23 protein-coding genes and 1 pseudogene are annotated in these 26,210 nt (G+C 40.8%); 17 read left to right on the forward strand and 7 right to left on the reverse strand.

Annotated features, from left to right (window positions below):
* Positions 1 to 769: 769 nt before the first annotated feature.
* The 6 genes from ychF to lolB form a co-directional block, all read right to left on the reverse strand.
* Positions 770 to 1,861 carry a redox-regulated ATPase YchF gene (gene ychF, locus B2R65_RS13425; protein ID WP_004588829.1) on the reverse strand — a complete coding sequence of 364 codons (1,092 nt, stop codon included), beginning with the start codon at positions 1,859 to 1,861 and terminating at the stop codon, positions 770 to 772.
* 33 nt (positions 1,862 to 1,894) lie between these two features.
* Entirely contained in the window at positions 1,895 to 2,479 is a 585-nt protein-coding gene (pth, locus tag B2R65_RS13430; protein ID WP_024033868.1) for an aminoacyl-tRNA hydrolase, read from the reverse strand.
* A gap of 18 nt (positions 2,480 to 2,497) precedes the next feature.
* Positions 2,498 to 3,112 (reverse strand): 50S ribosomal protein L25/general stress protein Ctc, encoded by a 615-nt coding sequence (locus B2R65_RS13435; protein ID WP_004588831.1) that lies wholly within the window; start codon positions 3,110 to 3,112, stop codon positions 2,498 to 2,500.
* A 151-nt stretch (positions 3,113 to 3,263) separates the two neighbouring features.
* Complete coding sequence (locus B2R65_RS13440) at positions 3,264 to 4,211, reverse strand: ribose-phosphate pyrophosphokinase (protein WP_004588832.1); 948 nt, start codon at positions 4,209 to 4,211, stop codon at positions 3,264 to 3,266.
* A gap of 90 nt (positions 4,212 to 4,301) precedes the next feature.
* On the reverse strand, positions 4,302 to 5,159 hold the full coding sequence (gene ispE, locus B2R65_RS13445; protein WP_286743424.1) for a 4-(cytidine 5'-diphospho)-2-C-methyl-D-erythritol kinase: 858 nt from the start codon (positions 5,157 to 5,159) through the stop codon (positions 4,302 to 4,304).
* A 2-nt stretch (positions 5,160 to 5,161) separates the two neighbouring features.
* Complete coding sequence (lolB, locus tag B2R65_RS13450) at positions 5,162 to 5,749, reverse strand: lipoprotein insertase outer membrane protein LolB (protein ID WP_286743426.1); 588 nt, start codon at positions 5,747 to 5,749, stop codon at positions 5,162 to 5,164.
* An 83-nt stretch (positions 5,750 to 5,832) separates the two neighbouring features.
* Here lolB and hemA point away from each other — a divergent pair, with 83 nt between their 5' ends.
* The 14 genes and pseudogenes from hemA (at position 5,833) to B2R65_RS13520 (ending at position 20,988) form a co-directional block, all read left to right on the forward strand.
* Positions 5,833 to 7,089 carry a glutamyl-tRNA reductase gene (gene hemA, locus B2R65_RS13455; RefSeq protein ID WP_004588835.1) on the forward strand — a complete coding sequence of 419 codons (1,257 nt, stop codon included), beginning with the start codon at positions 5,833 to 5,835 and terminating at the stop codon, positions 7,087 to 7,089.
* Between the two features lie 7 nt (positions 7,090 to 7,096).
* Positions 7,097 to 8,182 (forward strand): peptide chain release factor 1, encoded by a 1,086-nt coding sequence (prfA, locus tag B2R65_RS13460; protein ID WP_004588836.1) that lies wholly within the window; start codon positions 7,097 to 7,099, stop codon positions 8,180 to 8,182.
* A 2-nt stretch (positions 8,183 to 8,184) separates the two neighbouring features.
* Positions 8,185 to 9,024: a peptide chain release factor N(5)-glutamine methyltransferase gene (gene prmC, locus B2R65_RS13465; protein WP_248534271.1), complete on the forward strand. Its 840-nt coding sequence runs from the start codon at positions 8,185 to 8,187 to the stop codon at positions 9,022 to 9,024.
* 57 nt (positions 9,025 to 9,081) lie between these two features.
* Positions 9,082 to 10,023, forward strand: a pseudogene (locus B2R65_RS13470) (DUF3369 domain-containing protein); the annotation flags it as partial.
* A 315-nt stretch (positions 10,024 to 10,338) separates the two neighbouring features.
* Entirely contained in the window at positions 10,339 to 10,713 is a 375-nt protein-coding gene (locus B2R65_RS13475; protein ID WP_064384853.1) for a SirB2 family protein, read from the forward strand.
* A gap of 321 nt (positions 10,714 to 11,034) precedes the next feature.
* A complete protein-coding gene (locus B2R65_RS13480; protein ID WP_286743430.1) occupies positions 11,035 to 11,862 on the forward strand; it encodes a tetratricopeptide repeat protein in 828 nt (275 codons plus the stop codon).
* Between the two features lie 14 nt (positions 11,863 to 11,876).
* Positions 11,877 to 13,130 carry a DUF819 family protein gene (locus B2R65_RS13485; protein WP_138611405.1) on the forward strand — a complete coding sequence of 418 codons (1,254 nt, stop codon included), beginning with the start codon at positions 11,877 to 11,879 and terminating at the stop codon, positions 13,128 to 13,130.
* A 9-nt stretch (positions 13,131 to 13,139) separates the two neighbouring features.
* The gene (gene kdsA, locus B2R65_RS13490) at positions 13,140 to 13,994 is read left to right on the forward strand and encodes a 3-deoxy-8-phosphooctulonate synthase (protein WP_054983446.1); all 855 of its coding nucleotides are present in this window, start codon (positions 13,140 to 13,142) and stop codon (positions 13,992 to 13,994) included.
* A gap of 128 nt (positions 13,995 to 14,122) precedes the next feature.
* Positions 14,123 to 15,019 carry a transcriptional regulator GcvA gene (locus B2R65_RS13495; protein WP_004588843.1) on the forward strand — a complete coding sequence of 299 codons (897 nt, stop codon included), beginning with the start codon at positions 14,123 to 14,125 and terminating at the stop codon, positions 15,017 to 15,019.
* A 2-nt stretch (positions 15,020 to 15,021) separates the two neighbouring features.
* On the forward strand, positions 15,022 to 15,657 hold the full coding sequence (locus B2R65_RS13500) for an alpha/beta family hydrolase (RefSeq protein WP_286743436.1): 636 nt from the start codon (positions 15,022 to 15,024) through the stop codon (positions 15,655 to 15,657).
* A complete protein-coding gene (locus B2R65_RS13505; RefSeq protein WP_286743438.1) occupies positions 15,654 to 16,022 on the forward strand; it encodes a DUF423 domain-containing protein in 369 nt (122 codons plus the stop codon). The genes B2R65_RS13500 and B2R65_RS13505 overlap by 4 nt, the downstream gene beginning before the upstream one ends.
* A gap of 17 nt (positions 16,023 to 16,039) precedes the next feature.
* Positions 16,040 to 17,125, forward strand: coding sequence for a 23S rRNA (cytidine(2498)-2'-O)-methyltransferase RlmM (rlmM, locus tag B2R65_RS13510; protein ID WP_286743440.1), 1,086 nt, complete (start codon positions 16,040 to 16,042; stop codon positions 17,123 to 17,125).
* Positions 17,126 to 17,142: 17 nt separating this feature from the next.
* A complete protein-coding gene (locus tag B2R65_RS13515; protein ID WP_286743443.1) occupies positions 17,143 to 20,457 on the forward strand; it encodes a PKD domain-containing protein in 3,315 nt (1,104 codons plus the stop codon).
* A complete protein-coding gene (locus B2R65_RS13520; protein WP_286743444.1) occupies positions 20,458 to 20,988 on the forward strand; it encodes a hypothetical protein in 531 nt (176 codons plus the stop codon).
* Positions 20,989 to 21,037: 49 nt separating this feature from the next.
* Here B2R65_RS13520 and cysZ read toward each other — a convergent pair whose 3' ends face one another.
* Positions 21,038 to 21,751 carry a sulfate transporter CysZ gene (gene cysZ / locus B2R65_RS13525; protein ID WP_004588849.1) on the reverse strand — a complete coding sequence of 238 codons (714 nt, stop codon included), beginning with the start codon at positions 21,749 to 21,751 and terminating at the stop codon, positions 21,038 to 21,040.
* Between the two features lie 386 nt (positions 21,752 to 22,137).
* On the opposite strand from cysZ, the gene B2R65_RS13530 reads away from it, so the two are divergent.
* The 3 genes from B2R65_RS13530 (at position 22,138) to B2R65_RS13540 (ending at position 26,169) form a co-directional block, all read left to right on the forward strand.
* Complete coding sequence (locus B2R65_RS13530) at positions 22,138 to 24,402, forward strand: sensor domain-containing phosphodiesterase (RefSeq protein ID WP_286743447.1); 2,265 nt, start codon at positions 22,138 to 22,140, stop codon at positions 24,400 to 24,402.
* A gap of 158 nt (positions 24,403 to 24,560) precedes the next feature.
* Positions 24,561 to 25,031: a GNAT family N-acetyltransferase gene (locus tag B2R65_RS13535; RefSeq protein ID WP_004588851.1), complete on the forward strand. Its 471-nt coding sequence runs from the start codon at positions 24,561 to 24,563 to the stop codon at positions 25,029 to 25,031.
* 268 nt (positions 25,032 to 25,299) lie between these two features.
* On the forward strand, positions 25,300 to 26,169 hold the full coding sequence (locus tag B2R65_RS13540; protein WP_024034175.1) for an MYG1 family protein: 870 nt from the start codon (positions 25,300 to 25,302) through the stop codon (positions 26,167 to 26,169).
* The last annotated feature ends 41 nt before the right edge of the window (positions 26,170 to 26,210 follow it).

Consider the following 26,210-nt stretch of genomic DNA (forward strand, 5'->3'; position numbering starts at 1 on the left):
TAACCAGCTGAGCTACTTAGCCATCTCTTTTGTTATCACTTCATCGCTGAGTGCGGGGCGTATTATGCTGATATGACCCAAATCCGTCAACACCTTTTTTGCAAAAAAACACTTAACAGGGTTTGTTTGCAGGAAAATTAAGCTAAGAGGCTAAATTTTAATAAATTTGCTGTTTTTTTAGCTGTAAATCAACTGTCAAAGTACACTAAGTAATAACAACTTAAAACCGTTAATATAAAAACTGCTGAGTATTTATGTAGTCGCTTTGTGATCAAGTTGTATTAAAACCGAGTTTATTGAGTATTTTAGCTATTGAATGAAGTTATGATACTTAACAACCAGGCTATGCAATCATTTTAAGTAGGCATAACTTGCGCTAGTTGCGTTAAAAATTACATATTAATCACCGCGTGGGGGTAGTTGTTAGGGCAATTTGCTTATTACTGATGCGTATTTATCACGTTAAATAAAGTATTTAGCTTAGCTCGTGAGTATAATACCAATTCGTAATAATACTTATATCATTTTGCGGGACCAAAGGTGTCGCTATATGTGTGAAAAAATTCTCTTTTAGAACAACTAAATAGCGATTTTTCCTAGCCATCAACAGGTTTTTCCATCCACAAAATAAATCACTTAATTATGCTAATTGCTATAAAAAGCCAAAAGTGATTAAGGCCATTTATCTTTTAGGATGAAACTTACCTGGTTAAAGGCATAAAAAAACCCGCATTAAGCGGGCTTTTATAAACAGATTGTTTAGGCGTAATTATACGTTGAACAAGAAGTTCATTACATCGCCATCTTTAACAATGTACTCTTTACCTTCTTGACGCATTTTACCGGCTTCTTTAGCGCCACCTTCGCCATTAAAGGCAATGTAGTCGTCATAAGCAATGGTTTGTGCGCGAATAAAGCCACGTTCAAAGTCGGTGTGAATTTTACCAGCCGCTTGCGGCGCAGTTGCACCTACTGGAATAGTCCACGCGCGTACTTCTTTTACACCTGCTGTGAAGTAGGTTTGTAAATGCAATAGCTCGTAACCACCGCGAATAACACGGTTTAGGCCTGGTTCTTCTAAACCTAGGTCTGCCATAAATTCAAGCTTGTCTTCTTCATCTAGTTCAGAAAGCTCAGATTCGATTGCAGCACACACCGGAATTACTACAGCATCTTCAGACTCTGCAATAGCACGTACACGGTCAAGGTGTGGGTTATTTTCAAAGCCATCTTCAGCTACGTTAGCAATGTACATAGTAGGCTTAATAGTTAAGAAGTTAATTGAGCTAATTGCTGCTTTTTCTTCTTTAGTAAGCTCTAAAGAGCGAAGTGTTAACCCTTCGTCTAAGTGTACTTTAACTTTTTCAAGTACTGCATTTTGCTCTTTAGCGTCTTTATCGCCGCCTTTCGCTTTTTTAGCGTTACGGAAAATTGCTTTATCAGCGCTGTCCATATCGGCAAGTACTAATTCGGTATTGATAACGTCAATATCGTCAGCAGGGTCAATAGTACCTGCAACGTGAATTACGTTTTCGTCTTCAAAACAGCGAACTACATGGCCAATTGCATCCGTTTCACGAATGTTTGCTAAAAATTGGTTTCCTAAACCTTCACCTTTTGATGCGCCTTTTACTAAACCAGCAATATCAACAAATTCCATACTGGTAGGTAGAATACGTTGAGGATTTACAATTTTTGCTAGCTCGTCTAAGCGAGGATCGGGTACCGGTACTACACCTGTGTTAGGTTCGATGGTACAAAAAGGAAAGTTAGCGGCTTCAATACCCGCTTTAGTTAGTGCATTAAAAAGCGTTGATTTACCAACATTAGGCAAGCCAACGATGCCACATTTAAAACCCATAGTAAGATACCTTGTTAAGATTCGTTTAAACGATTATGGTTTAAAAGAATGTAGTCTGTTTTGTGCTTTTAACACACCATCTTTTGCAAGTATTTCCATACAACGAACTGCTTCATCAACCGCTGCATCCATTTTTTCTTGGTCTTCTTTGGCTGCTTTTCCAAGCACCCAACCGGTAACCATTTCACGATGCCCTGGATGACCGATACCTATGCGTAAACGCATAAAATCTTTTTGGTTTGCCATTTTTGCAATAATGTCTTTTAAGCCATTATGACCGCCATGACCGCCACCTTTTTTAAGTTTGGCAACGCCTGGGTCTAAATCCATTTCGTCATGGGCAACAAGTATGTTTTCCACGGGGATTTTGAAAAAATTGGCTAAACTACCGACCGCTTTACCACTTAAGTTCATGTAGGTGGTGGGGATCAATAACTTGAATTCTTGGCCTTGGATGATCACTTTGCCAGTTAGGCCGTGATATTTAGGATCGTGTTTGAGCGTGCAGTTGTAGCGTGCTGCGAGTTCTTCAATGAACCAAGCACCTGCATTGTGGCGTGTGTTTGCGTATTCGGGGCCTGGATTAGCCAGGCCCACAAGCATTTGAATAGAATTCAAGGTGCAAGACCTTAAATATTATTCAGCAGCGTCTGAAGCTTCTTCTTCAGTAGGAGCTGCTTTGTTAGCTTTGATTGTAACTACTGACAGGTCGTGGCCTTCGCCTTTACCTAGTTCAACAGACTGAACACCTGAAGGAAGTTCAAGGTCAGAAATGTGAACTGAATCACCAACTACTAAATTAGAAACGTTAACTTCAACGAATTCTGGAAGTGCTTTAGGAAGACAAGAAATCTCAACTTCAGTTAACTGGTGAACAACAGTTGCGCCAGCTTTAGTAACTGCTTCTTCACCGATGAAGTGAAGAGGAACTTTAGTTACTAATTTGTGAGTTGCATCTACACGTTGGAAATCAAGGTGAGTGATTTTTGGCTTGAATGGGTGACGTTGAATATCTTTTAAGATAGCTTCAACAGACTCGCCGCCAACATTTAGCGTAAGAATGTGCGTGTAAAAACCTTCGCTTTCTTGTGCTTTGATCATGTCTTTATGAGCAAGAGTAAGCGATACCGCTTCTTTATCTGCACCGTAAAGGATAGCAGGTACTTTGTCTTCGCGACGTAGGCGGCGGCTCGCACCAGTACCAGTTTCTACGCGAAGTTCAGCGTTGTAAGTATAAGTTTCGTTAGACATAATGTCTCCAATAATTAAAAGTGTTAGGGCCTTTGCGACCAAGGTCCCTACCCAAAAGGCGCGCTATCATAACACCGCCCCCTGATAAAATAAACAACACATACAAAAAAAGCGCCAAAAGGCGCTTATATGTTCCAACGAATGTGTGATTTTAGTGTTCAAACATCGCTGAAATAGATTCTTCATTGCTGATGCGACGAATTGTTTCGGCTAACATGTCAGCAAGAGTCAGTACTTTTACTTTATCAAGCGCTTTTAATTCATCAGATAACGGAATTGAGTCAGTTACAATTACTTCATCAATTACTGAGTTACGAATGTTCTCTGCAGCTTTGCCAGATAAAATAGGGTGCGTTGCATAGGCAAATACGCGTTTAGCACCGTGTTCTTTAAGTGCTTCTGCGGCTTTACATAAAGTACCACCGGTATCAATCATATCATCTACGATAATACAGTCGCGGCCTTCAACATCACCAATAATATGCATTACTTGAGAAACGTTAGCTTGAGGGCGACGTTTATCAATAATAGCAAGGTCTGTGTCGTGAAGTAGTTTTGCAATAGCACGGGCACGTACTACACCACCAATATCTGGCGATACTACAACAACGTCTTCAAACTCACGCTCTTCCATATCTTCAAGTAGTACAGGGCTACCAAATACGTTATCTACTGGTACGTCAAAGAAACCTTGTATTTGCTCAGCGTGTAAATCAACCGTAAGAACGCGGTCAACACCTACACTTGATAAGAAATCGGCAACAACTTTAGCGGTAATTGGAACGCGCGCAGAACGTACTCGACGGTCTTGACGTGCATAACCAAAATAAGGAATGACGGCAGTAATACGACCTGCTGATGCACGACGTAGAGCATCAACCATAACGATAAGTTCCATTAGGTTATCGTTAGTAGGGGCACAGGTTGATTGCAAGATAAAAACATCCGAGCCACGAACATTTTCATTTATTTGAACACTGATCTCACCGTCGCTAAAACGGCCAACAACAGCATCGCCTAATTCAATATACAAACGTTTTGCAACTTTTTGAGCTAACTCAGGTGTTGCGTTACCAGCGAAGAGCTTCATGTCAGGCACGGTAGGGTTCCTCAGGCACTGAATTTTTGGACTAACGGGTAAATAGGTAAAACCCACTACGCGTTAACTTATGATTACTTGTACGTTACTTCATTGATCGAATATGGCGGCAAGCTCCGTATGAGCAGGTGAGACATTTGCGCTAGAAGCAACAAAACCCTGCCAAGTATGGGGGAGGTTATCAAGTACATCTTGTGCTTGAACTTGGCTAGCAAATTCGACAAAACAACATGAACCTGTTCCGGTCATCTTCGACGGGGCGTATTTTAGCAACCACTGCAGGGTTTTTTCAACCTCGGGGCAGAGCTTTTTAACTAAAGGCTCACAATCGTTGGTTAATTTATGGGTTCGCCAATCACCTGAAATTTTTGGTGTATCGCGTTTTAAATCTGGGTGAGTGAATATTTTAGCGGTACTGACATGCTGATTAGGGTGCACAACGCAATACCATTTTTGTTCAAGCTCTACGTCAACCAATTGTTCGCCAATACCGTGTGCTATGGCGCTTTTACCACGAATAAATACCGGCACGTCGGCGCCTAATTGCAGGCCTAAGTTTGCTAATTCATCAATATTTAGTTGTGTATTCCACATTTTATTAAGTGCAAGTAACGTGGTGGCTGCATCAGATGAACCGCCTCCCACGCCGCCACCCATAGGTAAACGTTTAGTGAGATTTATTTTTACACCTGATGAAATGCCACAGTGATTTTTAAGCAATAACGCGGCTTTATAGATGAGATTATCGCAATTTGCTATGCCTTTCGTATCACCCGTTATTAAAATAGTGGGCGCTTCGTTAACTGAAAAGTCGAGTGTGTCGCCAAAATTTAAAAAGGTAAATAAGGTTTCTAGTTCGTGATAACCGTCATCACGGCGCGCATTGATGTGTAAAAATAAGTTAAGTTTTGCCGGTGCAATGACCGAAAAAGCTGTTTTAGTATTCATACTTAATTAAATTGCCAATTGTAGAGTTGAATTTTGATTTTAATTTGCTGATGTTTTAGCGTGACATTGCCAGGAACCCAAAAGCCACCTTGTTGTTTATAGTTTGAATACGTTATTTGCCACTTTTTATTGCTGTTATCGTACCAAATAACTTGTTGTGCGCGGCCTAGTTCGTCTACTTTTAATGTTTGCGACGTTAACGTGCCTTTTAACCAGTTATCGGCGTTATCAACAGGCAGGTTAAAACCTGTTAAGCGTTTTAATAATAACGCGGCGTTAGTATCTGTGTATGTTTTATCGTCGTAATCAAGTTCCGCACCTGTGCGGGTTTGTTTAAGCGACAATATACGAGTACCAATAAACGTAGTGAGCACTAAGTTGTTTTGTTTTTCGTCTTGTTGCCAATTTAAGTTTGCAGATTGGCGCTCATCAGGGCTTATAAACGCTAATTTACCTTGTGCTTGCCAGGTTTTTTGCGCTGCTAAGCGTGGTTTCCAATCATCGTAAAGCGTTGTTTTTGTATCAATTTGGTGGGCGCAGCCCGCTAAAAACAAAAAAAGAGTGAATAAAATTAAATAATGTCTAATCAAATGTTGTTCCTTACTTTCCATATTCCGCTGATTTTTGGTAAAATTGCCGCCTTTAAAGTAGGGCGCAGCAATATTTGGCAAATATGACCATCATAGCACTTGGTATAAATCACAAAACCGCATCCGTAGAATTACGTGAAAAAGTGGCTTTTTCGCCTGAGCAAATGTCTGAGGCGCTCCAGCAATTAAGCGGTCATGCCGACTTTAACGAAGCCGTTATTGTATCTACCTGTAACCGTACCGAAATCTATTGTAGCCTTGAGCAGTCAAATTCCCAAGCACTGCTAGCCTGGCTTGCCAGTTTCCATGGCTTGGATGAACACGAACTGAGCAAAAATATATATTGCCACCAAGGTGATGCAGCCATTAATCATTTAATGCGTGTTGCGTGCGGCTTAGATTCATTGGTATTGGGCGAGCCGCAAATTTTAGGGCAAATTAAGCAAGCTTATCATAGCGCCAAAACGCACGATGCCGTAGGCGTTAAGTTTGACAGGTTGTTTCAAAAAACCTTTTCGGTCGCTAAGCAGGTCCGTACCGACACTGATATTGGTGCCAGTGCTGTGTCGGTGGCGTTTGCTGCGGTTAATTTAGCAAAACATATTTATGGCAAGCTTGATAAAACCAATGTGTTATTAATTGGTGCCGGCGAAACAATAGAGCTTGTAGCTAAACATTTATATCAAAATGAGCCGCAACAAATTACGGTTGCCAACAGAACCATTGAACGTGCACGCGGTTTAGCGCAGGAAGTGTCGGCCGATGTGATAGCGCTGGCACAACTACCTGAGCGTTTACACAAAGCCGATATTGTTATTAGCTCAACCGCCAGTACGTTACCAATAATAGGTAAAGGGGTGGTGGAGCAAGCATTAAAACAGCGCCGCCATAAACCTATGCTGTTTATTGATATTGCCGTACCGCGCGATATAGAAAGCCAAGTAGGCGAGCTTGACGCAGCCTATTTATATTCCGTTGATGACTTACAAGCCATTGTAAGCGAGAATATGGCCGCGCGTGAACAGGCGGCAGAGCAAGCACAATTAATAATAAGCGAGCGCGTAAAAGAATTTGAAATGTGGGTTCGCTCTCTCGATTCGGTTGATTTAATTCGCCACTACCGAAACGACGTACAAACCATTAAGTCAGAACTTGTTGAGCGGGCGGTTAGCCAGCTAAATACAGGTAAAGACGCAGAAAAAATTATATTAGAGTTGGCCAATAAATTAACCAACCGCTTAATGCACGCGCCTACCCGTGCAATTCAAGATGCGGCTAAAAAAGGTGAAGTGGCACAACTAACTCAGTTGAAAAAAATGTTAGGTATTGATCAGGAATAACAGTTAAATGAAAGAGTCTGTATATCGTAAATTAGAAACCTTAGTAGAGCGCTACGAAGAAGTACAAGCGCTACTGAGCGATCCGTCGGTCATTAGTGATCAAAACCGCTTTCGTGCTCTTTCAAAAGAATACTCTGAGCTTGAAGAAATTGTAAAAACATTTTTAGCATACCAACAAGCGCAAGACGATGTAGCGACTGCTGAAGAAATGCTAAAAGATTCAGACCCAGATATGCGTGAAATGGCGCAAGAAGAATACAAAGAAGCTAAAGCGCAAATTTTATCATTAGAAGATGAGCTACAAGTGCTTATGCTTCCTAAAGATCCTAAAGATAACAACAATGTATTTTTAGAAGTACGTGCGGGTACCGGTGGTGACGAAGCGGCTATTTTTGCAGGCGATTTATTTAGAATGTACAGCCGTTACGCCGAAACACAAAAATGGAAAGTTGAAGTAGTGAGCACCAACGAAGGTGAACACGGCGGCTACAAAGAAGTTATCGCAAATATTAGCGGTGAAGGTGTGTACGGTAAGCTTAAGTTTGAATCGGGCGCTCACCGCGTACAACGTGTACCAGAGACTGAGTCGCAAGGGCGTGTACATACCTCTGCGTGTACGGTAGCAGTAATGGCCGAAATTCCAGAAGCAGAAGCCATTGAAATAAACACCGCCGATATAAAAGTAGATACCTTTAGAGCCTCGGGCGCCGGTGGTCAGCACGTAAATAAAACCGACTCGGCAATTCGTATTACTCATATTCCAACGGGTGTTGTGGTTGAGTGTCAGGATGAGCGTTCGCAACATAAAAACCGTGCTAAAGCGATGTCGGTACTTGCCGCGCGTTTACAGCAAGCCGAAGATGAAAAACGTCATGCGGCTGAGGCCTCTGAGCGCCGTAACCTAGTGGGCAGTGGCGATCGCTCTGAGCGTATTCGTACTTACAACTACCCGCAAGGGCGTATTACCGATCACCGTATTAATTTAACGCTTTATCGCTTAAACGAAGTGGTAACTGGTGATTTAGGCGCAATTATTGATCCATTAATGCAAGAGCATCAAGCTGATTTACTTGCCGCAATGGGCGATGAGTAATTGTGAGCCACACGCTTGAGCAGGCAATAGCGGTTGGTGCAACTAAACTTGCACCAACTAGCGACAGCGCTAAATTAGACGCACAAGTACTGCTGTTACATATTCTTCAAAAACCCCGCAGTTACTTATTTACCTGGCCAGATAACCTACTTAGCAGCGACGAACAGCGCCAATATGATGAATTTTGTGAACGGCGTTTAAATGGTGAACCCGTAGCGCATATTATTGGCCAGCGCGAATTTTGGAGCTTAGCGCTCGAGGTGAATGCCACGACGCTTATTCCTAGGCCTGATACCGAAACACTCGTTGAGCAAGCTTTAGCACTTACCGTGCCTGAGCAAGCAAAAGTGCTTGATTTAGGCACTGGCACCGGCGCTATTGCACTTGCACTTGGCAGCGAAATGCCAACATGGCAAATTACAGCAGTCGACAAAGTAGCAGATGCGGTGGCCTTAGCGACCCGTAATCAGCAGCGTTTAGCCATTAATAATGTGCAAGTTAAGCAAAGTAACTGGTTTAGCGCGCTGAAAAATGAGCAGTTTAATCTAATTGTGACCAACCCACCGTACATTGAACACGACGATAAACATTTAAAAGAAGGGGATGTGCGCTTTGAGCCTCTTTCTGCGTTAGTGGCCGATGAGGCTGGAATGGCTGATATAAAACAAATAATTACACAATCACGTGACTATTTGCTCCCTAGTGGCTATCTTTTAATAGAACATGGTTTTGAACAGGGTGAAGCTGTTCGGCATTTGTTTAAGCAAATGGCGTATATAAATATTAAAACAGTAAAAGACTTGGGAAATAACGATCGTGTAACGCTCGCACAGTGGCCTTAATTTGATAATAAACAGCCATGATTGTGTGTTCTATAAATGCATTAAGGAACCTTTAATATGATGGGTGATTTTTTATTTTCAGATGAGCCAGATGAGTTAGAAAGTGAAGTAGAGCTTGGCACTTGGAAAGTATTAATCGTTGATGACGAACCTGAAGTTCATGCTGTTACAAAGCTTGCGTTGAGTGATTTTGAATTTCAGAACAAACGTTTAGAATTTTTAAGCGCATACTCGGGCGCTGAAGCAAAAGAATTAATAAATGCGCACCCAGATGCCGCTATTGTACTGCTAGATGTGGTAATGGAAACAGATGACGCTGGGTTACAGGTTGCTAAATTTATTCGCGAAGAAGCTAATAATAATCATATTCGCATTATTTTAAGAACCGGTCAGCCTGGGCAGGCACCTGAGCGCCAAGTCATTATTAATTACGATATTAACGACTATAAATCGAAAACAGAGCTGACAGCGCAAAAGCTGTTTACTGTGATTATGTCGAGCTTACGCTCGTATCGCGATATTATTTCTATTGAGCAATCTCGCGAAGGGCTTGAAAAAATTATTGTTGCCTCGCGCGATATATTTGCCACACGTTCAATAGAGCAGTTTATTGAAGGGGTGATGCAGCAACTTACCTCGTTATTAGGCATTGCCGATCAAGCGGTGTATGCCACTACGTTAGTGGCGCAAAATACGCAAGAAAATAGTAACGATAAGCTAATAGTACGCTCTGGTACCGGTGAGTTTGAGCAAAGCGAAGGTAAAGAGTTAGATGCGGTGCTGCAAAACGAGCAACTAGAGGCGTGTCATCAAGCACTTAAAGATAAAAGCATAATTTATAAAGATAACTATTTATTTGCTTATTGTAGTAGCGAGTACAATCACAATTCGATGTTATTTATATCGGGGATCCCTAAAAATATAACCGATACGCAACGTAATTTAATTGAGATTTTTTCGCAAAATGTACAACTAGCATTTGAGAACGTGCAACGACAACAACGTTAATCGTTACTATAAATTAAAAAAAGCACATAGCCTTGCGACTATGTGCTTTTTAGTTTGTGAGGCATAATAGCCAAAGCAGTGCGTAGGGCTTGGTATTATACCAAGCAGCAATAATACTTAATCATTTTGAGGGGGCTAAACGTGTTGCTATCAGCGTTAAAAAATTCTCATTTAGAACAACTAAATAGCAAATTTTTTGCCTAGCTATCAACACGTTTTTCCATCCTCAAAATAGATCACTTAATTAAGCGGATTGGTATTAAACGCACTTAACTAAATTTAACAAAACAAAAAGTACTGAGGCTTATGGATTATTTAGCAGTAAAACACTCACACATGGCAATTGCTATGCTAAGCGTTATCTTATTTTACATCCGCTCTTTTTCGCGTATGGGCAGTGGCAAGCTTGCCAAAAATAAACTGGTTTTTATTGGCAGTCACAGCATTGACACTTTATTACTTATTTCTGCAATAACATTGGTGTTCATGGCAAAAATAAACCCCTTTGAGCAGCTATGGTTATTAGAAAAAATAGTGCTTGTAGTGATTTATATTGCGATAGGTATTATTAGCGCTAAACAAACTAATACGCTGCCAAAAATTATGTATGTGGTAGTAAACACGGTTGTGATTTTAGCAATAGGGTATTTGGCAACGGCAAAATCGCCGCTACTTTTATAATACCTACTCTGTTGCAAGTTAAGTGTCGGTGCGTGTATATACTTTTTAAACACGCACGATACTTATAAGTAAGGGGCTTATACGTAAGGAGCTAATACGTAAGGAACTTAAACCCCCAAGGAACTTAAGTAACAGTTAATACAGTTAATACACCTCTGCACGCTTTATAGCCTTCACCATTTTTCAGCCAGGCTGGCCACTCCTTTTACTATAAAGTAACCCTCTGGGGTATAATTACGGGTGGGAGCTTCGCTGTATTGGTAACTATCCGTAAAATTAGGTAAACTACGCCTTCGTTTTTTAATAAATGTTGTAGTATTGATGACCACCCTCGGGTATGACGAACACGACGAATCTTATTTAGATGATGCATATGATGAATTTACTCCACCGCCACTGTATCGGTGTATTAATGCAGAGTCGAAATGGGACCCTCAAATAGATTTAGCGCCAACTTTTTCTGTATTAACTGACTTTGAGCAGCAGATCACTGCTATGTGCGCAAAGCAAAAAGACCCACACGATAGATTAGAAGCCCTTCTTGATATTTTTTATAGCAAATGGCTATTTAGCGCCTCTGGGCTAAAGGTGCCAGAGCATAAAATAAATAGCTTAAGCTATACACTCACTATGCGCAGCGGCTCTATAACCACATTAGGTATTTTATTGAGCCATTTGCTTGAGCAAGCGCAATTAGATGCCAGTGTGTGTATTAATCAGGGCGATATTAGCGTGCATGTCGCAATAAGTGATGAAGAAGGCTACATTATTGAGCCTAGCAGTGGGCAACAAAGCTGGTACATCATTCCTGAAAATGCGGATGAAGAAAATGGCCAAGAGCAAGAGCCACTTGAACTTATTTATAACGATGAAGTATATAAATTGTTTTTAGCGCAGCAAAAATGGTCGTTTATTAGCGAAAATAAATTTGGCCACGCGCTGGTATGTGTTGAGTTGCTAATGGAGCTATTAGGCGATGACCCGTACGAGAGACGCGACAGAGGTTACTTACTCAATCAGTTAGATTGTCCTAAAATGGCACGCGATGATTTACAGTTTTTTATTGATGAGTGCCCGGACGATCCGTCAATCGAAATTATTCAGCATCAACTAGAAGAACTTGAAGATAATAATAAAACACACCATTAAGAATAGGAACAAATATGGCTGATACTCACACTGCATTAATTACTAATGATGCTGTTGTACTGGGTTTGCTTGCTGTAATTTTAGGGTTCATTTTTAAAACCTCTAGCAGCGAAAACCCCAAACTAAAAGCATTTTATAAATATGTACCAGCATTATTGCTGTGTTACTTTTTACCTTCTTTACTCAATACGTTTGGCATTGTAGATGGACATAGTTCAAATATTTACTATGTTGCTTCGCGCTATTTGCTGCCAGCATGTTTAATTTTACTTACCATTAGCATTGATTTAAAAGCGATTATTAATTTAGGCCCCAAAGCGTTAATTATGTTTTTAGTGGGTACGTTGGGCATTGTGATTGGTGGGCCTTTATCTATTTTAGTGGTTAGTGTATTTAGCCCTGATTTAGTAGGCGGCCACGGCCCTGATGCTGTTTGGCGTGGTATGACAACGGTTGCCGGCAGCTGGATTGGCGGCGGCGCAAACCAAGCCTCAATGAAAGAAATGTTTGAAGTGGGCGGCGATATATTCTCGGTTATGGTGACCGTTGATGTGATTGTGGCGAATATTTGGATGGCCGTTTTATTACTAATGGCCGCAAACCATAAAAAAATTGATGCCGCAACAGGGGCTGATACAACCGCCATAGAAGATTTAAAAAACCGTGTTGAGCAATACCATGCAGAGCATGCCCGCATGCCGACACTCAATGACTACATGACCATTATTGCCATAGCATTTGGTATAACGGGGCTTGCTCATTTTTGTGCCGACTTTTTAGGGCCGTTTTTTGCAAACAATTACGCGTGGGCTAAAGAGTACAGTTTAAACAGTAAATTCTTTTGGCTAATTGTTATTTCAACCACGATTGGTATTAGTTTATCATTTACTAAAGTAAGGCAAATAGAAGCGTTTGGCGCATCAAAAGTTGCTTCAAGCTTTTTATATATTTTAGTGGCATCAATTGGCTTACATATGAACGTAACCGCTATATTTAGTAACCCTGGGTTATTTTTAATTGGGGCTATTTGGATGCTAACACACGCAAGTTTAATGCTGATTGTAGCCAAACTAATAAAAGCCCCGTTATTTTATATGGCGGTGGGCTCGCAAGCTAACGTTGGCGGCGCTGCGTCGGCGCCTGTGGTGGCTTCTGCGTTTCACCCTTCGCTTGCGCCAGTGGGCGTTTTATTAGCTGTACTAGGGTATGGTGTAGGTACATATATGGCCTACATTTGTGGATTAATGATGCAAGCAGTTGCACCTTAAGGAATTTAAATGAACAACCAAGTAATTAATATTAATAATATTGAGCTGGCAAACGACAAACCATTTGTATTATTTGGTGGTATGAATGTTTTAGAGTCGCGCGATTTAGCAATGCGCATTGCAGAGCACTATGTAGAAGTAACCTCTAAATTAAATATTCCTTATGTATTTAAAGCCTCGTTTGATAAAGCGAATCGCTCATCAATAAATTCATACCGCGGCCCTGGTATGGAAGAAGGCTTAAAAATATTTGAAGAGATTAAAAATACCTTTAATATTCCGCTTATAACCGATGTGCACGAACCACACCAAGCAGCGCCTGTTGCTGAAGTGGTTGATGTAATTCAGTTACCTGCATTTTTAGCACGCCAAACCGATTTAGTGGTAGCTATGGCTAAAACGGGTGCCATTATTAATGTGAAAAAACCACAGTTTTTAGCACCACACGAAATGCGCCATATCATTACTAAATTTAATGAAGCAGGTAATGATAATGTGGCACTGTGCGAGCGTGGTTCAAGCTTTGGCTACAACAACTTAGTTGTTGATATGCTAGGCATGGATGACATGAAAGCAATGGCACCGGTTATTTTTGATGCTACCCATGCACTACAGCGCCCAGGCGGGCGAGCAGACTCTGCTGATGGACGACGTGCACAAGCTGCCGAGCTTGCTCGCAGCGGCATGGCATTGGGCATTGCGGGCCTATTTATTGAGGCTCACCCTAACCCTAATGAAGCAAAGTGTGATGGTCCATGTGCATTGGCACTTAGCAAGCTTGAAGGGTACTTATCGCAAATGAAAGCAGTAGATGATTTAATTAAAAGCTTTGCACCACTGGATACAAGCGCAAGCGATTTATAATTTAACACCTATTTAGGTAATAGTTAAAAAGCGACTTAGGTCGCTTTTTTTATTCCATTAATATACACACACAACGATGCTGTATATAATCTTACGCATAAGAAAAACTAATTCTAAGCTTGGTTACTATGTCAAGACGAGTCCCCCCATTAAACGCACTTAAAGCTTTTGAAGCCGCGGCACGCCATTTAAGCTTTACTAAAGCAGCAGAAGAGCTGTATGTAACGCAAGCGGCAGTGAGCCATCAAATTAAAACACTTGAAGAGCATTTAGGCTTAAAATTGTTTTTACGTAAAAATCGCTCGTTATTATTAACCGAAGAAGGCCAAGGCTACTTTTTAGATATTAAAGAGATTTTTACCCAGCTGATAGATGCCACCGAAAAGCTACTTGCTCGCGGTGCAAAAGGCTCGCTTACCGTAAGTTTAACCCCGAGTTTTGCAATTCAGTGGTTGGTACCTCGATTAAGTTTATTTAACGAACTCCACCCCGAAATAGATGTGCGTATAAAAGCGCAAGACCAAGACGAAAACTCGTTAACCGATGATGTAGATATTGCCATTTACTACGGCCGAGGGCACTGGAGTGGAGTTCAAACTTACAAATTGCACACTGAGTATTTAGTGCCTTTATGTAGCCCACTGTTATTAAGCGGGCATAAACCGCTTAATCAACCGAGTGACTTAGCCCAGCACACCTTGTTACACGATACCACGCGCCGTAACTGGAAAACCTGGATGAAAACGGCGGGTGTACGTAATGTACAAGTGAATCAAGGCCCTATATTTAGCCACTCATCAATGGTGCTCCAAGCCGCGGTGCACGGCCAGGGCGTAGCAATAGGCAATAGTGTGCTTGCCAAACCCGATATTGACGCGGGCCGTTTAGTGATCCCATTTAGCCACAGCTTAGAGAGCAAAAACGCGTATTACTTAGTGATTAGAGAGTCGCAAACAGAGCTGGGTAAAATAGTCTCGTTTAAAGATTGGATGCTGAGCTTAGTTGAACAAGAACAAGAGTATTAATAATGATTGAATGGTTTAAAAGCGCAACGCAGCCGGCTATTGCACAGTTTATATTTGCGCATGGTGCCGGAGCTGGATCAGAATCTGATTTTATGCAGCATATGGCTAAACTCATTAGTGCGCAGGGGATTGATGTAGGTTTATTTGATTTTGAATACATGCAAATTGCTAAACAAACACAAAAACGTAGACCCCCAGATCGAGCCCCTAAACTGTTAGCTTATTACGAGCAAGTACTGACAAATGCGCAACCTAATTTACCGTTATTTATTGGCGGCAAGTCGATGGGCGGGCGTATGGCGTCTATGCTTGCCTGTAGCTCTACACAACCGATTGCAGGTGTATTAGCGTTTGGCTATCCGTTTCATCCGCCCGGTAAGCTAGATAAGCTACGCACCGATCATTTTGCAGACATACCTTGCCCGTTTTTAGTCTTACAAGGCGAGCGAGATACCTTTGGCACCCGTGAAGAGCTTAAAACGCTTTCTATGCCAAAACAGCCAAGCTATGTGTGGCTTAGCGATGGCGACCATTCATTCAATCCACGCAAAAAAAGTGGTGTGAGCGAGCTGCAAAATCGTGAAACTGCAGCGCTTGAAGCAGGTAAATTTATAGCCAATAGAGTGGAGCAATTATGATTAAATTATTTTTACTCACGGGCAGCTTTTTTTGCATGATGTCGGTTATGTTAGGGGCGTTTGCCGCGCATGGCTTAAAAAGCCGTTTAACGGAGTATTCACTCGGGGTATTTAAAACCGCAGCTGAGTATCAAATGGTGCATGGTTTAGCGCTTATAGCCGTGGCGATTCTTATTAAGTGGGGTATTAATTTAACCGTGGCGGGAGGTTTTTTTATTGTCGGTACACTGCTTTTTAGTGGCAGTTTATATTTACTAGCCCTAAGCGGCATGAAGTGGTTAGGCCCAATAACCCCATTAGGTGGGTTATGTTTTATAATTGGTTGGGTTGTTATTTTAGTGCAAGTTGCACGATTTAAGTTTTAAAGAGTTTAAGGGTTAATATGTCTAGTGTTGTGATTTATTGTCGTAGTGGTTTTGAAAACGATGCGGCTGCTGAAATAACGTTTCATGCTGCCGAGCAAGGTTTTGCCGGCTATGTAAAAGCCAAACCAAATACCGGCTACGTGATTTATGAATGTTTTGAAGCGCAACACAGCGACGAAATAATCAAAAAGGTCGACTTTAAAAATATGGTATTTGCGCGCCAGTGGTTTGCTGGCACGTTAATCGAAAATATGCCGGTAGAAGACAGGGTCACTGCATTAAAAGAAGCCGCAAAGGATTTTCCTTTGTGTAGTGAATTGCGCGTAGAAACTCCCGATACTAACGAAGGCAAAGAGCTAATGACCTTTTGTAAAAAAATATCAACGCCGTTAAAAAAAGCACTCGAAAAGCAAAACACGGTATTACGTGAGCCAAAGGCAAACCGCCCGGTAATGCATGTACTATTTTTAGCAAACAATGCCGCGTATGTAGGGTATTCGTATAGTTATAATAATTCGCCGTTTTTTATGGGCATTTTACGTTTACGTATGCCAAGTGACGGACCGAGCCGCTCAACGTTAAAACTTGACGAAGCCTTTAATGTTTTTATCCCTGAAAAAGAGCGAGAAGCGCGAGTACAACCAGGCATGCGAGGGGTTGATTTAGGTGCATGCCCAGGCGGTTGGACCTATCAATTAGTACGCAGAGGCATGTTTGTTAGCGCAATAGATAATGGCCCAATGAACGATAGTTTGATGGAAACAGGCCAAGTTAAACACTTTAGAGCCGATGGTTTTAAATACCGCCCAGAAAAAAGAAATATTAACTGGTTAGTGTGCGATATGGTGGAAAAACCAACCAAAGTGACTAATCTAATGATTGACTGGGCAGTAAACGCATACGCCAAAGAGCTGATATTTAATTTAAAGCTGCCTATGAAAAAACGCTTTGATAGTGTTTATGAATGCCTAACGATGATCAAAGAAGAGCTTACTAAGTACGGTATAACCTATGAGTTGCAAGCTAAGCATTTGTATCATGATCGTGAGGAAATCACCGTTCATTTAAACGTTGTTAAGGTGCCCCAAAATTTGTATAGCTAAATCATAGAGGCATAAAAGTGGTATTAAATAATGTTTATAAATGGCTAGGATTACTTTTTTTATCACTTTTAATAGCCGGTTGCGGCGGCGGTGGCAGCGATAGTGACGCCACCGATAGTGGCTCAACTGGCAATACCGCCCCTACTGTGAGTGTTGATGTAAGCAGCAGCGTTATTGTTGCTAACCAAACCTTTACTATTACGGCTCAGGCAAGCGATAGTGACGGGCAGGTGTCTAGGTATCAATGGCAGCAGCTGTCGGGGCCTGAATTTACTTTTACTGCCAATGGCAACATACTCACAGCAACGGCCCCCAGTGTACAGAGCGACACTGATTTTAGCTTTTCGGTGCTAGTAACCGATAATGACGGCGCCACTACAGAGCAAGTGTTTTCTGGGACTATCACGGTTCAAAACACCCCTCCCACAGTTAATATTACAGGCCCAAGCAGTGCACTGGCTAATACCCAAGTGAGTTTAATTGCTAATGCACAAGACATAGATGGCACAATTAGCACCATAGTGTGGGTACAATCTGCTGGCTCCTCCATCGAATTTAGCCAAATTGAAGGTGAATTAAGCTTTACCGCCCCAAATGTAAGTGAAAATGAAACGCTTGGTTTTAGTGTTACTGTAACCGACAATGCCGGGGGCACTGTACAAAGCAGTGCGACGGTACTTATTACGCAATTAAATAGCGCACCTAGTGTTACCTTAGCTGGGCCTGACGAGGCAATGCAAAATGAGTCAGTGACAATAACAGCTACAGCGCAGGACAGCGATGGCACCATTAGCGAGCTAAGCTGGCAGCAAACAAATGGCCCCGTGGTCGAATTTACGCAAACCGACTCCAGTATTACGTTTAATGCCCCAACGGTTGCTCAAAATACCAATATTACCTTTTTAGCCACCGTTAGAGATAACGACGATGCAACTAATAGCGCCCAAAAAACGGTGATTGTGGTGCCGCCTAACAATCCGCCTGTGGCAGACGATGTAACCGTTGAGGTGCAATATAACTTAAGTGCTGAATTTAATTTGACGGTAAATGATGCCGATGGCGATACGGTACAAATTACTTTTCCAAATGACCTAGAAGGGGCGCAGGTGAGCGTTATTGATGCCCAAGCGCTGCGCTTTAGCTATACACCGCCTGTAAATAGTATTTCTGCAAAAAGCTATACACTGACTGCTAGTGATGGTGAAGACAGCACCAACTTTTTACTTAATACGACAATTATTGATACCAGCGCTGCAACGGTGACAGAAATAACGCCTAATGGGGCAGATGAACCGGTATTGGTTGACACCCCCATTAGCATTACGTTTTCTGATGTGATGCTGAGCAGTTCGTTAACCGTAAATAGTAGCGCGGGGAGCTGTGAAGGCAGTGTTCAGGTATCAAGTGATGATTTTTTAAGCTGTGTTGCACTTAATGTAGAGAGCGTATCTGGTGCGCCTGATGAGACGAGTGACTATTTTAAAAACGTTAACTTAAGCGCTGATTTTTTAGAAAACACGCTTTACAAAGTGCGTGTAAATGACCAATTAGTTAATTTTTCTGGTACTGCTGCGACAGCAGGCCAAGTGAGTGAATTTACCACCTCAACCCAAGATTTAAAAATAACCGAACTCATATCGGTGCAATTTACTAATGATACGCCCTGGGTAGAGATTTATAACGGCACAGGAGAGGCTGTTAATTTACAAAACTATTCATTAAAAACGCGCGCAATTAATATGCTTGATAGCTCAGTGAGTGCAGAGCAAGTATTTACATTACCCAACAAAGTATTAGAAAACGGCAGTTATATTTTACTGCAAAGTCGTTTTGGTGATGAGTTTTTAGCAAGTGCGGCACTTAATAACCCTAAAATTGTGCTGGTGGGTAACCAAAGCGATGCGCTACGTCCTTACTGGTATATAAATGGCTTTGCAGAGTTATTAAATAGCGCCGCCACACAAACAATCGACTTTGTTAAATTTGGTAATTCTACCCAGCAACCGGTTAGTGCCACGCAATGGCAAGGCGATAACGCACCTCAAATGCAGGCCGAACAAGGGTCAAGCTTAAAACGTGCGCTTAATGCAACAGATACTAATCAAGCAAGTGATTGGGTTTACTCAGTGTTTAATACGCCGGCAGGGCAAAATGATATTAGCTGTGATACCGATACAGATTTAGATGGGATCCCTGATTGCAGTGAGCAAGAAGGCACAACATTTGGCGGGCTGCCTTTATATGAATGGGGCGCACGGGAAAATCAAAAAGATATATTTATAGAAATTGATTATATGGACAGTACCGATATAGGTATTACGCCACAGCGTACAGCATTAGAAAAAGTAGTGAGCGTATTTGCAAGTAACGGTTACACAGTGCATTTTGATGTAGGCGATTTGTTTGACCAAAGCACAGGTATTTCCACCGCTAACTTTGATTTAGGAGGCGGTACAACCGTACCGTTTAACAGCTACACGCCCTTTGAATATGACCAAGGTACCGCTAATTTATTTGCCTATAAAATGGAATATGCCGATACAACGCGCCGCCCAATTTTTCATTATTTATTAATGGCAAACAGTGGTAACGAAGATGGCAGCATTAGTGGCTCGGGCATTGCTGAAATAAATGGTAATGACCTAATGCTGACTATGGGCGGATGGGGGTTATCGGTTGATGATCAAACATCACAAAATGTGACGAATAATTACCAAGCGTCTACTATTTTTCATGAGTTGGGACATAATTTAGGGCTTTATCATGGCGGCGACGAAGAAGTGAACTTTAAGCCAAATCATTTAAGCTCTATGAATTATCTATATCAATTAACGGGGCTTGCAAGCATAGGTAATAACGAAGGTGACCGTTATTACGACCGGTTTTATACCAACAACATTAACTGCGACCTTGTGCCAAATACTAATAATCAAACAGGATCAACGGATGATTTTATCATTGATTATTCAAACGGCAGCGCTGCAAATATAAATGAAAGTGCTATTGATGAAAGCGCAGGATTGAACAGGCCTGGCTCTGAGGCGGTCGATTATAATTGTAATGCAATTTTAGGCGATACATTAACTAACTTTGATGCAAACCAAGACTCGCAAATTACTGTATTAACGGATACCGATGAGTGGAGCATGATTAACTTACAGTTTTACTCACAAAGTGCAGGTAACCGATTTGGTGTGGCAAATACGATGAGCCATAAGCTGTATCAACAGCAGCGTGTTCAAGCTGTTTCTACTTCATTGCCTAGCTATATAAAAGAAGCAGCGCCAAGCGAGGCTATAATTAACCAAATTAAAGCTATTAAAGAGCGTTAAATGAGCTACCGATTTATAAAAGCTGCACTTTTACAAGGAGCTATTATTTGTTTAGTTGCTGCCTGTAGCCAAGGCGCTATTAATAAAGCCAGTAGTAGTGAATGGTTACTAACTGATGCGCTTTATTATAATAACAAGCCAGTAAATTGGCAGCAAAGGCGAGTAAACGGGTGTAGCACGTGTTTAATACAAAACGACTCTGTACTTCAGCCCGAGGGCATAACGCGTTTTAATACGCTTTATAAAGATGGGGAGTGGGTTGCTGTAAAGGAGCAAAGCAGTTTAAATGTTATAAGGTTAAAACTGCCTTTGCACACCCCCTATTTGTATGTTGAGCAATTAGCAAACGGTGAACTTAAACTGTTTAATCAGCAACACACTTATAAAACTAAAATAGGCGAAGTCATTAATATTACTTTTAAAAAGCAGTTATTCTCGATAGTGATCACAGCGTTTACTTTACAAGATGAAAAAAATGCAGCACTGCCAAGGCGCGCTAGACTAAATTACACTGCACTTAAGTTGAGATAGATAAAATAAAAGCACCAAAAGGTGCTTTTATTATTTGCCGTAGTGTTATTTAGCCCGCTCGGTATTTAGAGCGATAATTATCTACCCACAAACGAGTAGCGCCACACACAGCAACGGGCATAACAATTAGGTTAATAAATGGGATTGCAGTGAGCAGCATAACAGCAAAGCCAAAGCCATAAGATAAACCTTGTTTAGACTTTAAATCGTCTTTCATTTGTTTAAAGCCTACTTTATGGTTATCGAAGGCAAAATCTTTGTATTGCACAGCATACATCCAACATGTAAATAAAACCCATAACACTTGTCCAATAACGGGTAAAATCCACAACAAAATAAAAAAGCCAATAGCGCGGGGTAAGTAATAGCAAAGCTTTGTCCACTCTCTGCCTACCATGCGTGGAATGTCTTTTACTAAATCAGCAAAACCGTCGTCATTTATTTTTTGACCCGTTAAATAAAGCTCTACTTTTTCGCTGAGTAGTCCGTTAAAAGGGGCCGCAATAAAGTTAGTTATTACCGTAAATAGCATGCTGTAGCTAAATAGCACCACAAGCACGGCAATGGGCCACATTAACCATTCAAGCCAGCTTAGCCATTCAGGTAACATGTTGTTTATATAATTAAAGCTGTCGCTTAACCAACCAAATAAAAAGAATAATGAACTACCAAACAATAAAATATTAAGTAAAAGTGGAATAAGCACAAAGCGCTTAAGGCCTTTTTGGCTAATTAATTTAAAGCCTGAAAAAAAATATTCCATACCTTGTATGATCTGCACAGTAACCTCAAAAAAGACTCATATCTGCATGCAGTATAATTAGACTGATAATTTTGAACAGCCTTTTTAAGTAACAAAGTGTTAAACCTGCAAAATTTTTAAAAAGTTTTAGAGTGTGTTGGCTGGATTGTTTTTGTTATGGATGTTTATTTTTTGTTGCAAAATAATGTAGGCTTAACGCATACTAAAGTTGTTTTTTACCTATTTTATTAAAAAACAATTTCCATAATCGTAATAATAAAACTCGTGCTGTAAGTTTATTAACTATACTCATTTTAAACATATGAACAAAGAGCAGGAATTTGTTGATGCACTGCACTTTTTTAAAGTGCGTAGCAACATAAAAGTACCTAGATGCATGGTGAAGTATGAATACTGCAAAACTAAAACAATTGTTATCTCACCAGCAGGATATATTATCTAAAATCGCGTTAGGCATTGCCTTAGACGATGTTTTACAAGATATTTGTTTAGCTATAGAGCAAGTTATTGAAGACAGCTCTGCAAGATGCTCAATACTGTCTTTAACAGGTAATCAGTTATTTCATCGTGCTGCCCCAAATATTGACGATGAATATTTAAAGGCTATAAATGGTGTGTTTATAGGCCCTAATGTAGGGTCTTGTGGCACCGCAGCCTATAAAAATGAGCGAGTTATTGTGCAAAATATTGACCTTTCGCCCTTGTGGGAAGGTTACAAAGATTTAGCGCACAGCTACGGTTTATATTCTTGTTGGTCAACCCCGATTATTTCAACCACCAGTGAAATATTAGGCACTTTTGCTATTTACCACGGCGCCCCTAAAGCGCCTACACAGCAAGATTTAGAACTCATTGACTATTTTGTACACTTTTCTAGCATAGCACTAGAAAAAAACGCAGAGTCGCTCAAAGCTAGGCAGCTAGTGGCAGACCTGCAAAAAAGTAATGAAAAATTTAAAGCATTTACGCAAGTGATGCCCGATCTTATTTTGATTTTGAACGAAGAGGGCGTCTATACCGATATTTACGGTACCTCGAGTGACTTATTACTTGAATCGCCCACCGATTTAATTGGTCAAAATGTGCAAAATTTGTTCCCAGTTAAAGATGCCGACATGATCATGGGGATTATTAAAAAAACCATTCGCACCAATGAAATGCAAATATTTGAGTACGATTTAGCCGTGCCCAAAGGCCACATAACCTTTGAAGGAAGAGCGGCTGCACTTACTAACTACCAGCCAGAAAAACCAGAACTTAAGCACGTAGTGTGGATGGCAAGAGATGTAACCCTTCGCAAAAAAGCCGAGCAAGAAGTTCAACGGCTTGCGTTTTTTGATCCACTAACAGGGCTCCCTAATAGACGAATGCTCAGCGACAGCCTAGCAAAGTGTGTAGAGCGTATTAAACGCACCAAAAAAACGGGCGCATTACTGTTTTTAGATGTTGATAACTTTAAAAGAATAAATGATTCATTAGGCCACGGCGCCGGAGATCAAGTATTAATAGAATTAGCAAAACGCTTAGGTGGCGTAATACGATCATCTGATACTTTAGCTAGAGTGGGCGGTGACGAATTTATTATTTTACTCGAATACATTGGCGAGCATAACCACCAAGCCTGTATTGAATCCGAAATAGTCGCTAAAAAAGTACAAGGCGTGTTTAATGATAAGTTTGCAATAGGGGAGCTGGCATTTCAAGTTAGTTGCAGTATAGGTATTTGCTTAATTAACGAAGAGCACACAGCTACCGATAACATATTAAAATTTGCAGATACTGCCATGTACCGCTCCAAGGCAAAAGGTGGCAATAGCTGCAGCTTTTATGACCCTAAACTGCAAACTTTACTCGAAAACCAAGCCGAATTAGAAACGGATATTGTAAGAGCAATCGCAAATAACGAATTTTGTGCGTATTTTCAGCCGCAAATTAGTATGCAAGGAAAGATAGTAGGTGCAGAAGCACTGATAAGGTGGATACACCCTAATAAAGGGGTTATTGCGCCTAATCAGTTTATTCCTATTGCAGAGCAATATGGCCTGATTCAAAAACTGCAAAACATAGTGCTTCGCAATATATGCAGCCTTATTAATCAACTCAATGAAAAAAACATGATAGATGAGCACTTTAGCGTATCTATAAATATTAGTCATATACAGTTTAATTCTGCGCAGCTTACCCGTGAGCTCTGCTCTACAATTAAAGAGTTCAACATAAAACCGCAGCATATTAAACTTGAGATCACCGAAACCATGCTATCGGGCGATATTGACAGCACAATAAAGCAAATGACGGAGCTACAAGAACAAGGTTTTGTGTTTTCTATAGACGACTTTGGTACAGGGTATTCCTGTTTAGCCCATTTAAATGCTTTCCCCGTACAGGAAATAAAAATTGATAAAAGCTTTATCGATAAGATTTTAGATAAAGGCAAAGGCTTTAATATTGTTAATACGATTATAAGCCTGGGCAAAAGTTTAGACATTACAGTTGTTGCTGAAGGTGTAGAGCAAGAGGCGCAATTTGAGTTACTAAACTTGCTCAATGCAGATTGTATACAAGGCTATTTAGTCGCAAAACCTATGAATGCCAGTAACTATATTAAGTGGCATGCCCATCAATTTAAAAAGCAAAGCCTAAGTGCTTAGCAGGCTGTGCGTCGTTTTTGTAAATTAAGCTAACGTTTTAATAAAGCTATTTTTACCTTATTAAAACATTTTGTTTAAACAACACTAGGAACACGCGTATTAAGTATATATTATGAAGTCACTATAACGATTCAAAATAATAAAATGGACGACAAGAGATGCAGTTAGTCGAATTAACCCCTAAGGATCCTGATGTAGTTAATGTGTTTGCAGATATAGATAGACTGATAAACTCCTTATACCCCGTGGCTACAGCCCAATCTCTCAAATTAGAAGAATTAAGCAAAGACAACGTTTACGCAATTGGTTTAAAAAACGAAGATGGCATTATTGCCTGTGGCGCTATTGTTAAGCAAAATGACGGCGCGCTATATGGCGAAATAAGGCGTTTATACGTAAAACCAAGTTACCGTGGTAGAGGTTTTTCAAGACGCATAATGCAAAACCTACTGCATTACGCCGGCGAAACAAAAATTCCACTTATCCGATTAGAAACAGGCCCAAAGCAAACCGAATCAATTAGTTTATATGAAGATTTAGGTTTTGCGCGCTGTGCAAGCTTTGGCTCGTATCAAGATAACCCACAAAGTGTATTTATGGAGCTTGCCCTGAGCCCTGAGCCAGAATAAATAAGCTATTTACTACTATGTGCCTATAGCTGACTCTGTAGGCGCAAAAAATACTTCACTGTTTTTCACTGCTATCTTCGTATAAAATTCGCCACGTATATTTAATACCTGTGCACAGTAATACTTAATAATTTTAAGAGGCAAAACCTGGCTATAAACAAGCTTTTTTGCTTCAAAATAAATTACTTGATTAAGCAAACGGGTATAAACCTTTATTTAGCACTTCATAAGTGAGAATTTTATCTTTTTTAAAAGTAGCCCAAAACCAATGAGCGATTTAACAGTAGTAACCCACAGTGGTAATTTCCATGCCGATGACGTGTTTAGTATTGCGGTACTTAAGCATGTATTGCCTGCCTTTAACTTGGTACGAACCCGCGATAAAGCAGTAATAGAAAGTGCCGATATTGTTGTTGATGTTGGTGGTGAATACAACCCTGACACAGGACGCTTTGATCACCACCAACGCGGCGGCGCAGGCGAGCGCGAAAATGGCACGCCATACTCGTCATTTGGCTTAATTTGGAAAAAGTATGGTTTAGCACTGTGTGATAATAACCAAGCGGTGGCTGATAGAGTTGACGCTGGTTTAGTCTCTACAATTGATGCCATAGATTGTGGCTACGTTAAGGGTGTGGTTGAGGGCATAACGCTTAGCCAAACGCTTTCTATGTTTAATCCAACATGGGAAGAGGAAGGCAACTTTGATGAATGCTTTGATGAAGCCGTTGAGTTTGCAGCGCGTTTATTAACCCGTTTTATTGCCTCAGCAAAAGGAAGCATTAACGCCAAAGATATTGTTGCAAAAGCAATAGAGGAGGCAAAAGATCCCCGCGTGATTATTTTAGAAAAATACACACCATGGAAAAAAACAGTACACCATTTATCAAGCGACGCTTTATTTATGGTTTACCCTTCGCAAAACGGCCAATGGATTATTCAAACTGTACCTGTAGAGCCAGGCTCGTTTGAAGACAGAAAGTCACTTCCTAAAGAGTGGGCTGGCTTATCTGATGAAGAGTTCCAAGCTGAAACAGGCTTAGACGACGCTGTATTTTGCCACAATGGTTTATTTATAGCCGGTACTAAATCTTTCGAAAGTACAATGAAGCTGGCCGACGCGGCCCTAGCTGAGTAACCTGTTTTACTTAAATATGGGTAAAAATTTTTTACCCAAAT

It is taken from the genome of Pseudoalteromonas sp. UBA2102 (genome assembly GCF_002331165.1).
Taxonomy (GTDB): Bacteria; Pseudomonadota; Gammaproteobacteria; order Enterobacterales; family Alteromonadaceae; genus Pseudoalteromonas; species Pseudoalteromonas atlantica.

Coding starts and splice junctions, on each gene's coding strand:
- ychF (WP_004588829.1), bottom strand. CDS start 1,861: ATGGGTTTTAAATGTGGCATCGTTGGCTTGCCTAATGTTGGTAAATCA.
- B2R65_RS13435 (WP_004588831.1), bottom strand. CDS start 3,112: ATGTCTAACGAAACTTATACTTACAACGCTGAACTTCGCGTAGAAACT.
- ispE (WP_286743424.1), bottom strand. CDS start 5,159: ATGAATACTAAAACAGCTTTTTCGGTCATTGCACCGGCAAAACTTAAC.
- hemA (WP_004588835.1), top strand. CDS start 5,833: ATGACCATCATAGCACTTGGTATAAATCACAAAACCGCATCCGTAGAA.
- prfA (WP_004588836.1), top strand. CDS start 7,097: ATGAAAGAGTCTGTATATCGTAAATTAGAAACCTTAGTAGAGCGCTAC.
- B2R65_RS13475 (WP_064384853.1), top strand. CDS start 10,339: ATGGATTATTTAGCAGTAAAACACTCACACATGGCAATTGCTATGCTA.
- B2R65_RS13480 (WP_286743430.1), top strand. CDS start 11,035: ATGACCACCCTCGGGTATGACGAACACGACGAATCTTATTTAGATGAT.
- B2R65_RS13485 (WP_138611405.1), top strand. CDS start 11,877: ATGGCTGATACTCACACTGCATTAATTACTAATGATGCTGTTGTACTG.
- kdsA (WP_054983446.1), top strand. CDS start 13,140: ATGAACAACCAAGTAATTAATATTAATAATATTGAGCTGGCAAACGAC.
- B2R65_RS13495 (WP_004588843.1), top strand. CDS start 14,123: ATGTCAAGACGAGTCCCCCCATTAAACGCACTTAAAGCTTTTGAAGCC.
- B2R65_RS13500 (WP_286743436.1), top strand. CDS start 15,022: ATGATTGAATGGTTTAAAAGCGCAACGCAGCCGGCTATTGCACAGTTT.
- B2R65_RS13505 (WP_286743438.1), top strand. CDS start 15,654: ATGATTAAATTATTTTTACTCACGGGCAGCTTTTTTTGCATGATGTCG.
- rlmM (WP_286743440.1), top strand. CDS start 16,040: ATGTCTAGTGTTGTGATTTATTGTCGTAGTGGTTTTGAAAACGATGCG.
- B2R65_RS13520 (WP_286743444.1), top strand. CDS start 20,458: ATGAGCTACCGATTTATAAAAGCTGCACTTTTACAAGGAGCTATTATT.
- cysZ (WP_004588849.1), bottom strand. CDS start 21,751: ATGGAATATTTTTTTTCAGGCTTTAAATTAATTAGCCAAAAAGGCCTT.
- B2R65_RS13530 (WP_286743447.1), top strand. CDS start 22,138: ATGAATACTGCAAAACTAAAACAATTGTTATCTCACCAGCAGGATATA.
- B2R65_RS13535 (WP_004588851.1), top strand. CDS start 24,561: ATGCAGTTAGTCGAATTAACCCCTAAGGATCCTGATGTAGTTAATGTG.
- B2R65_RS13540 (WP_024034175.1), top strand. CDS start 25,300: ATGAGCGATTTAACAGTAGTAACCCACAGTGGTAATTTCCATGCCGAT.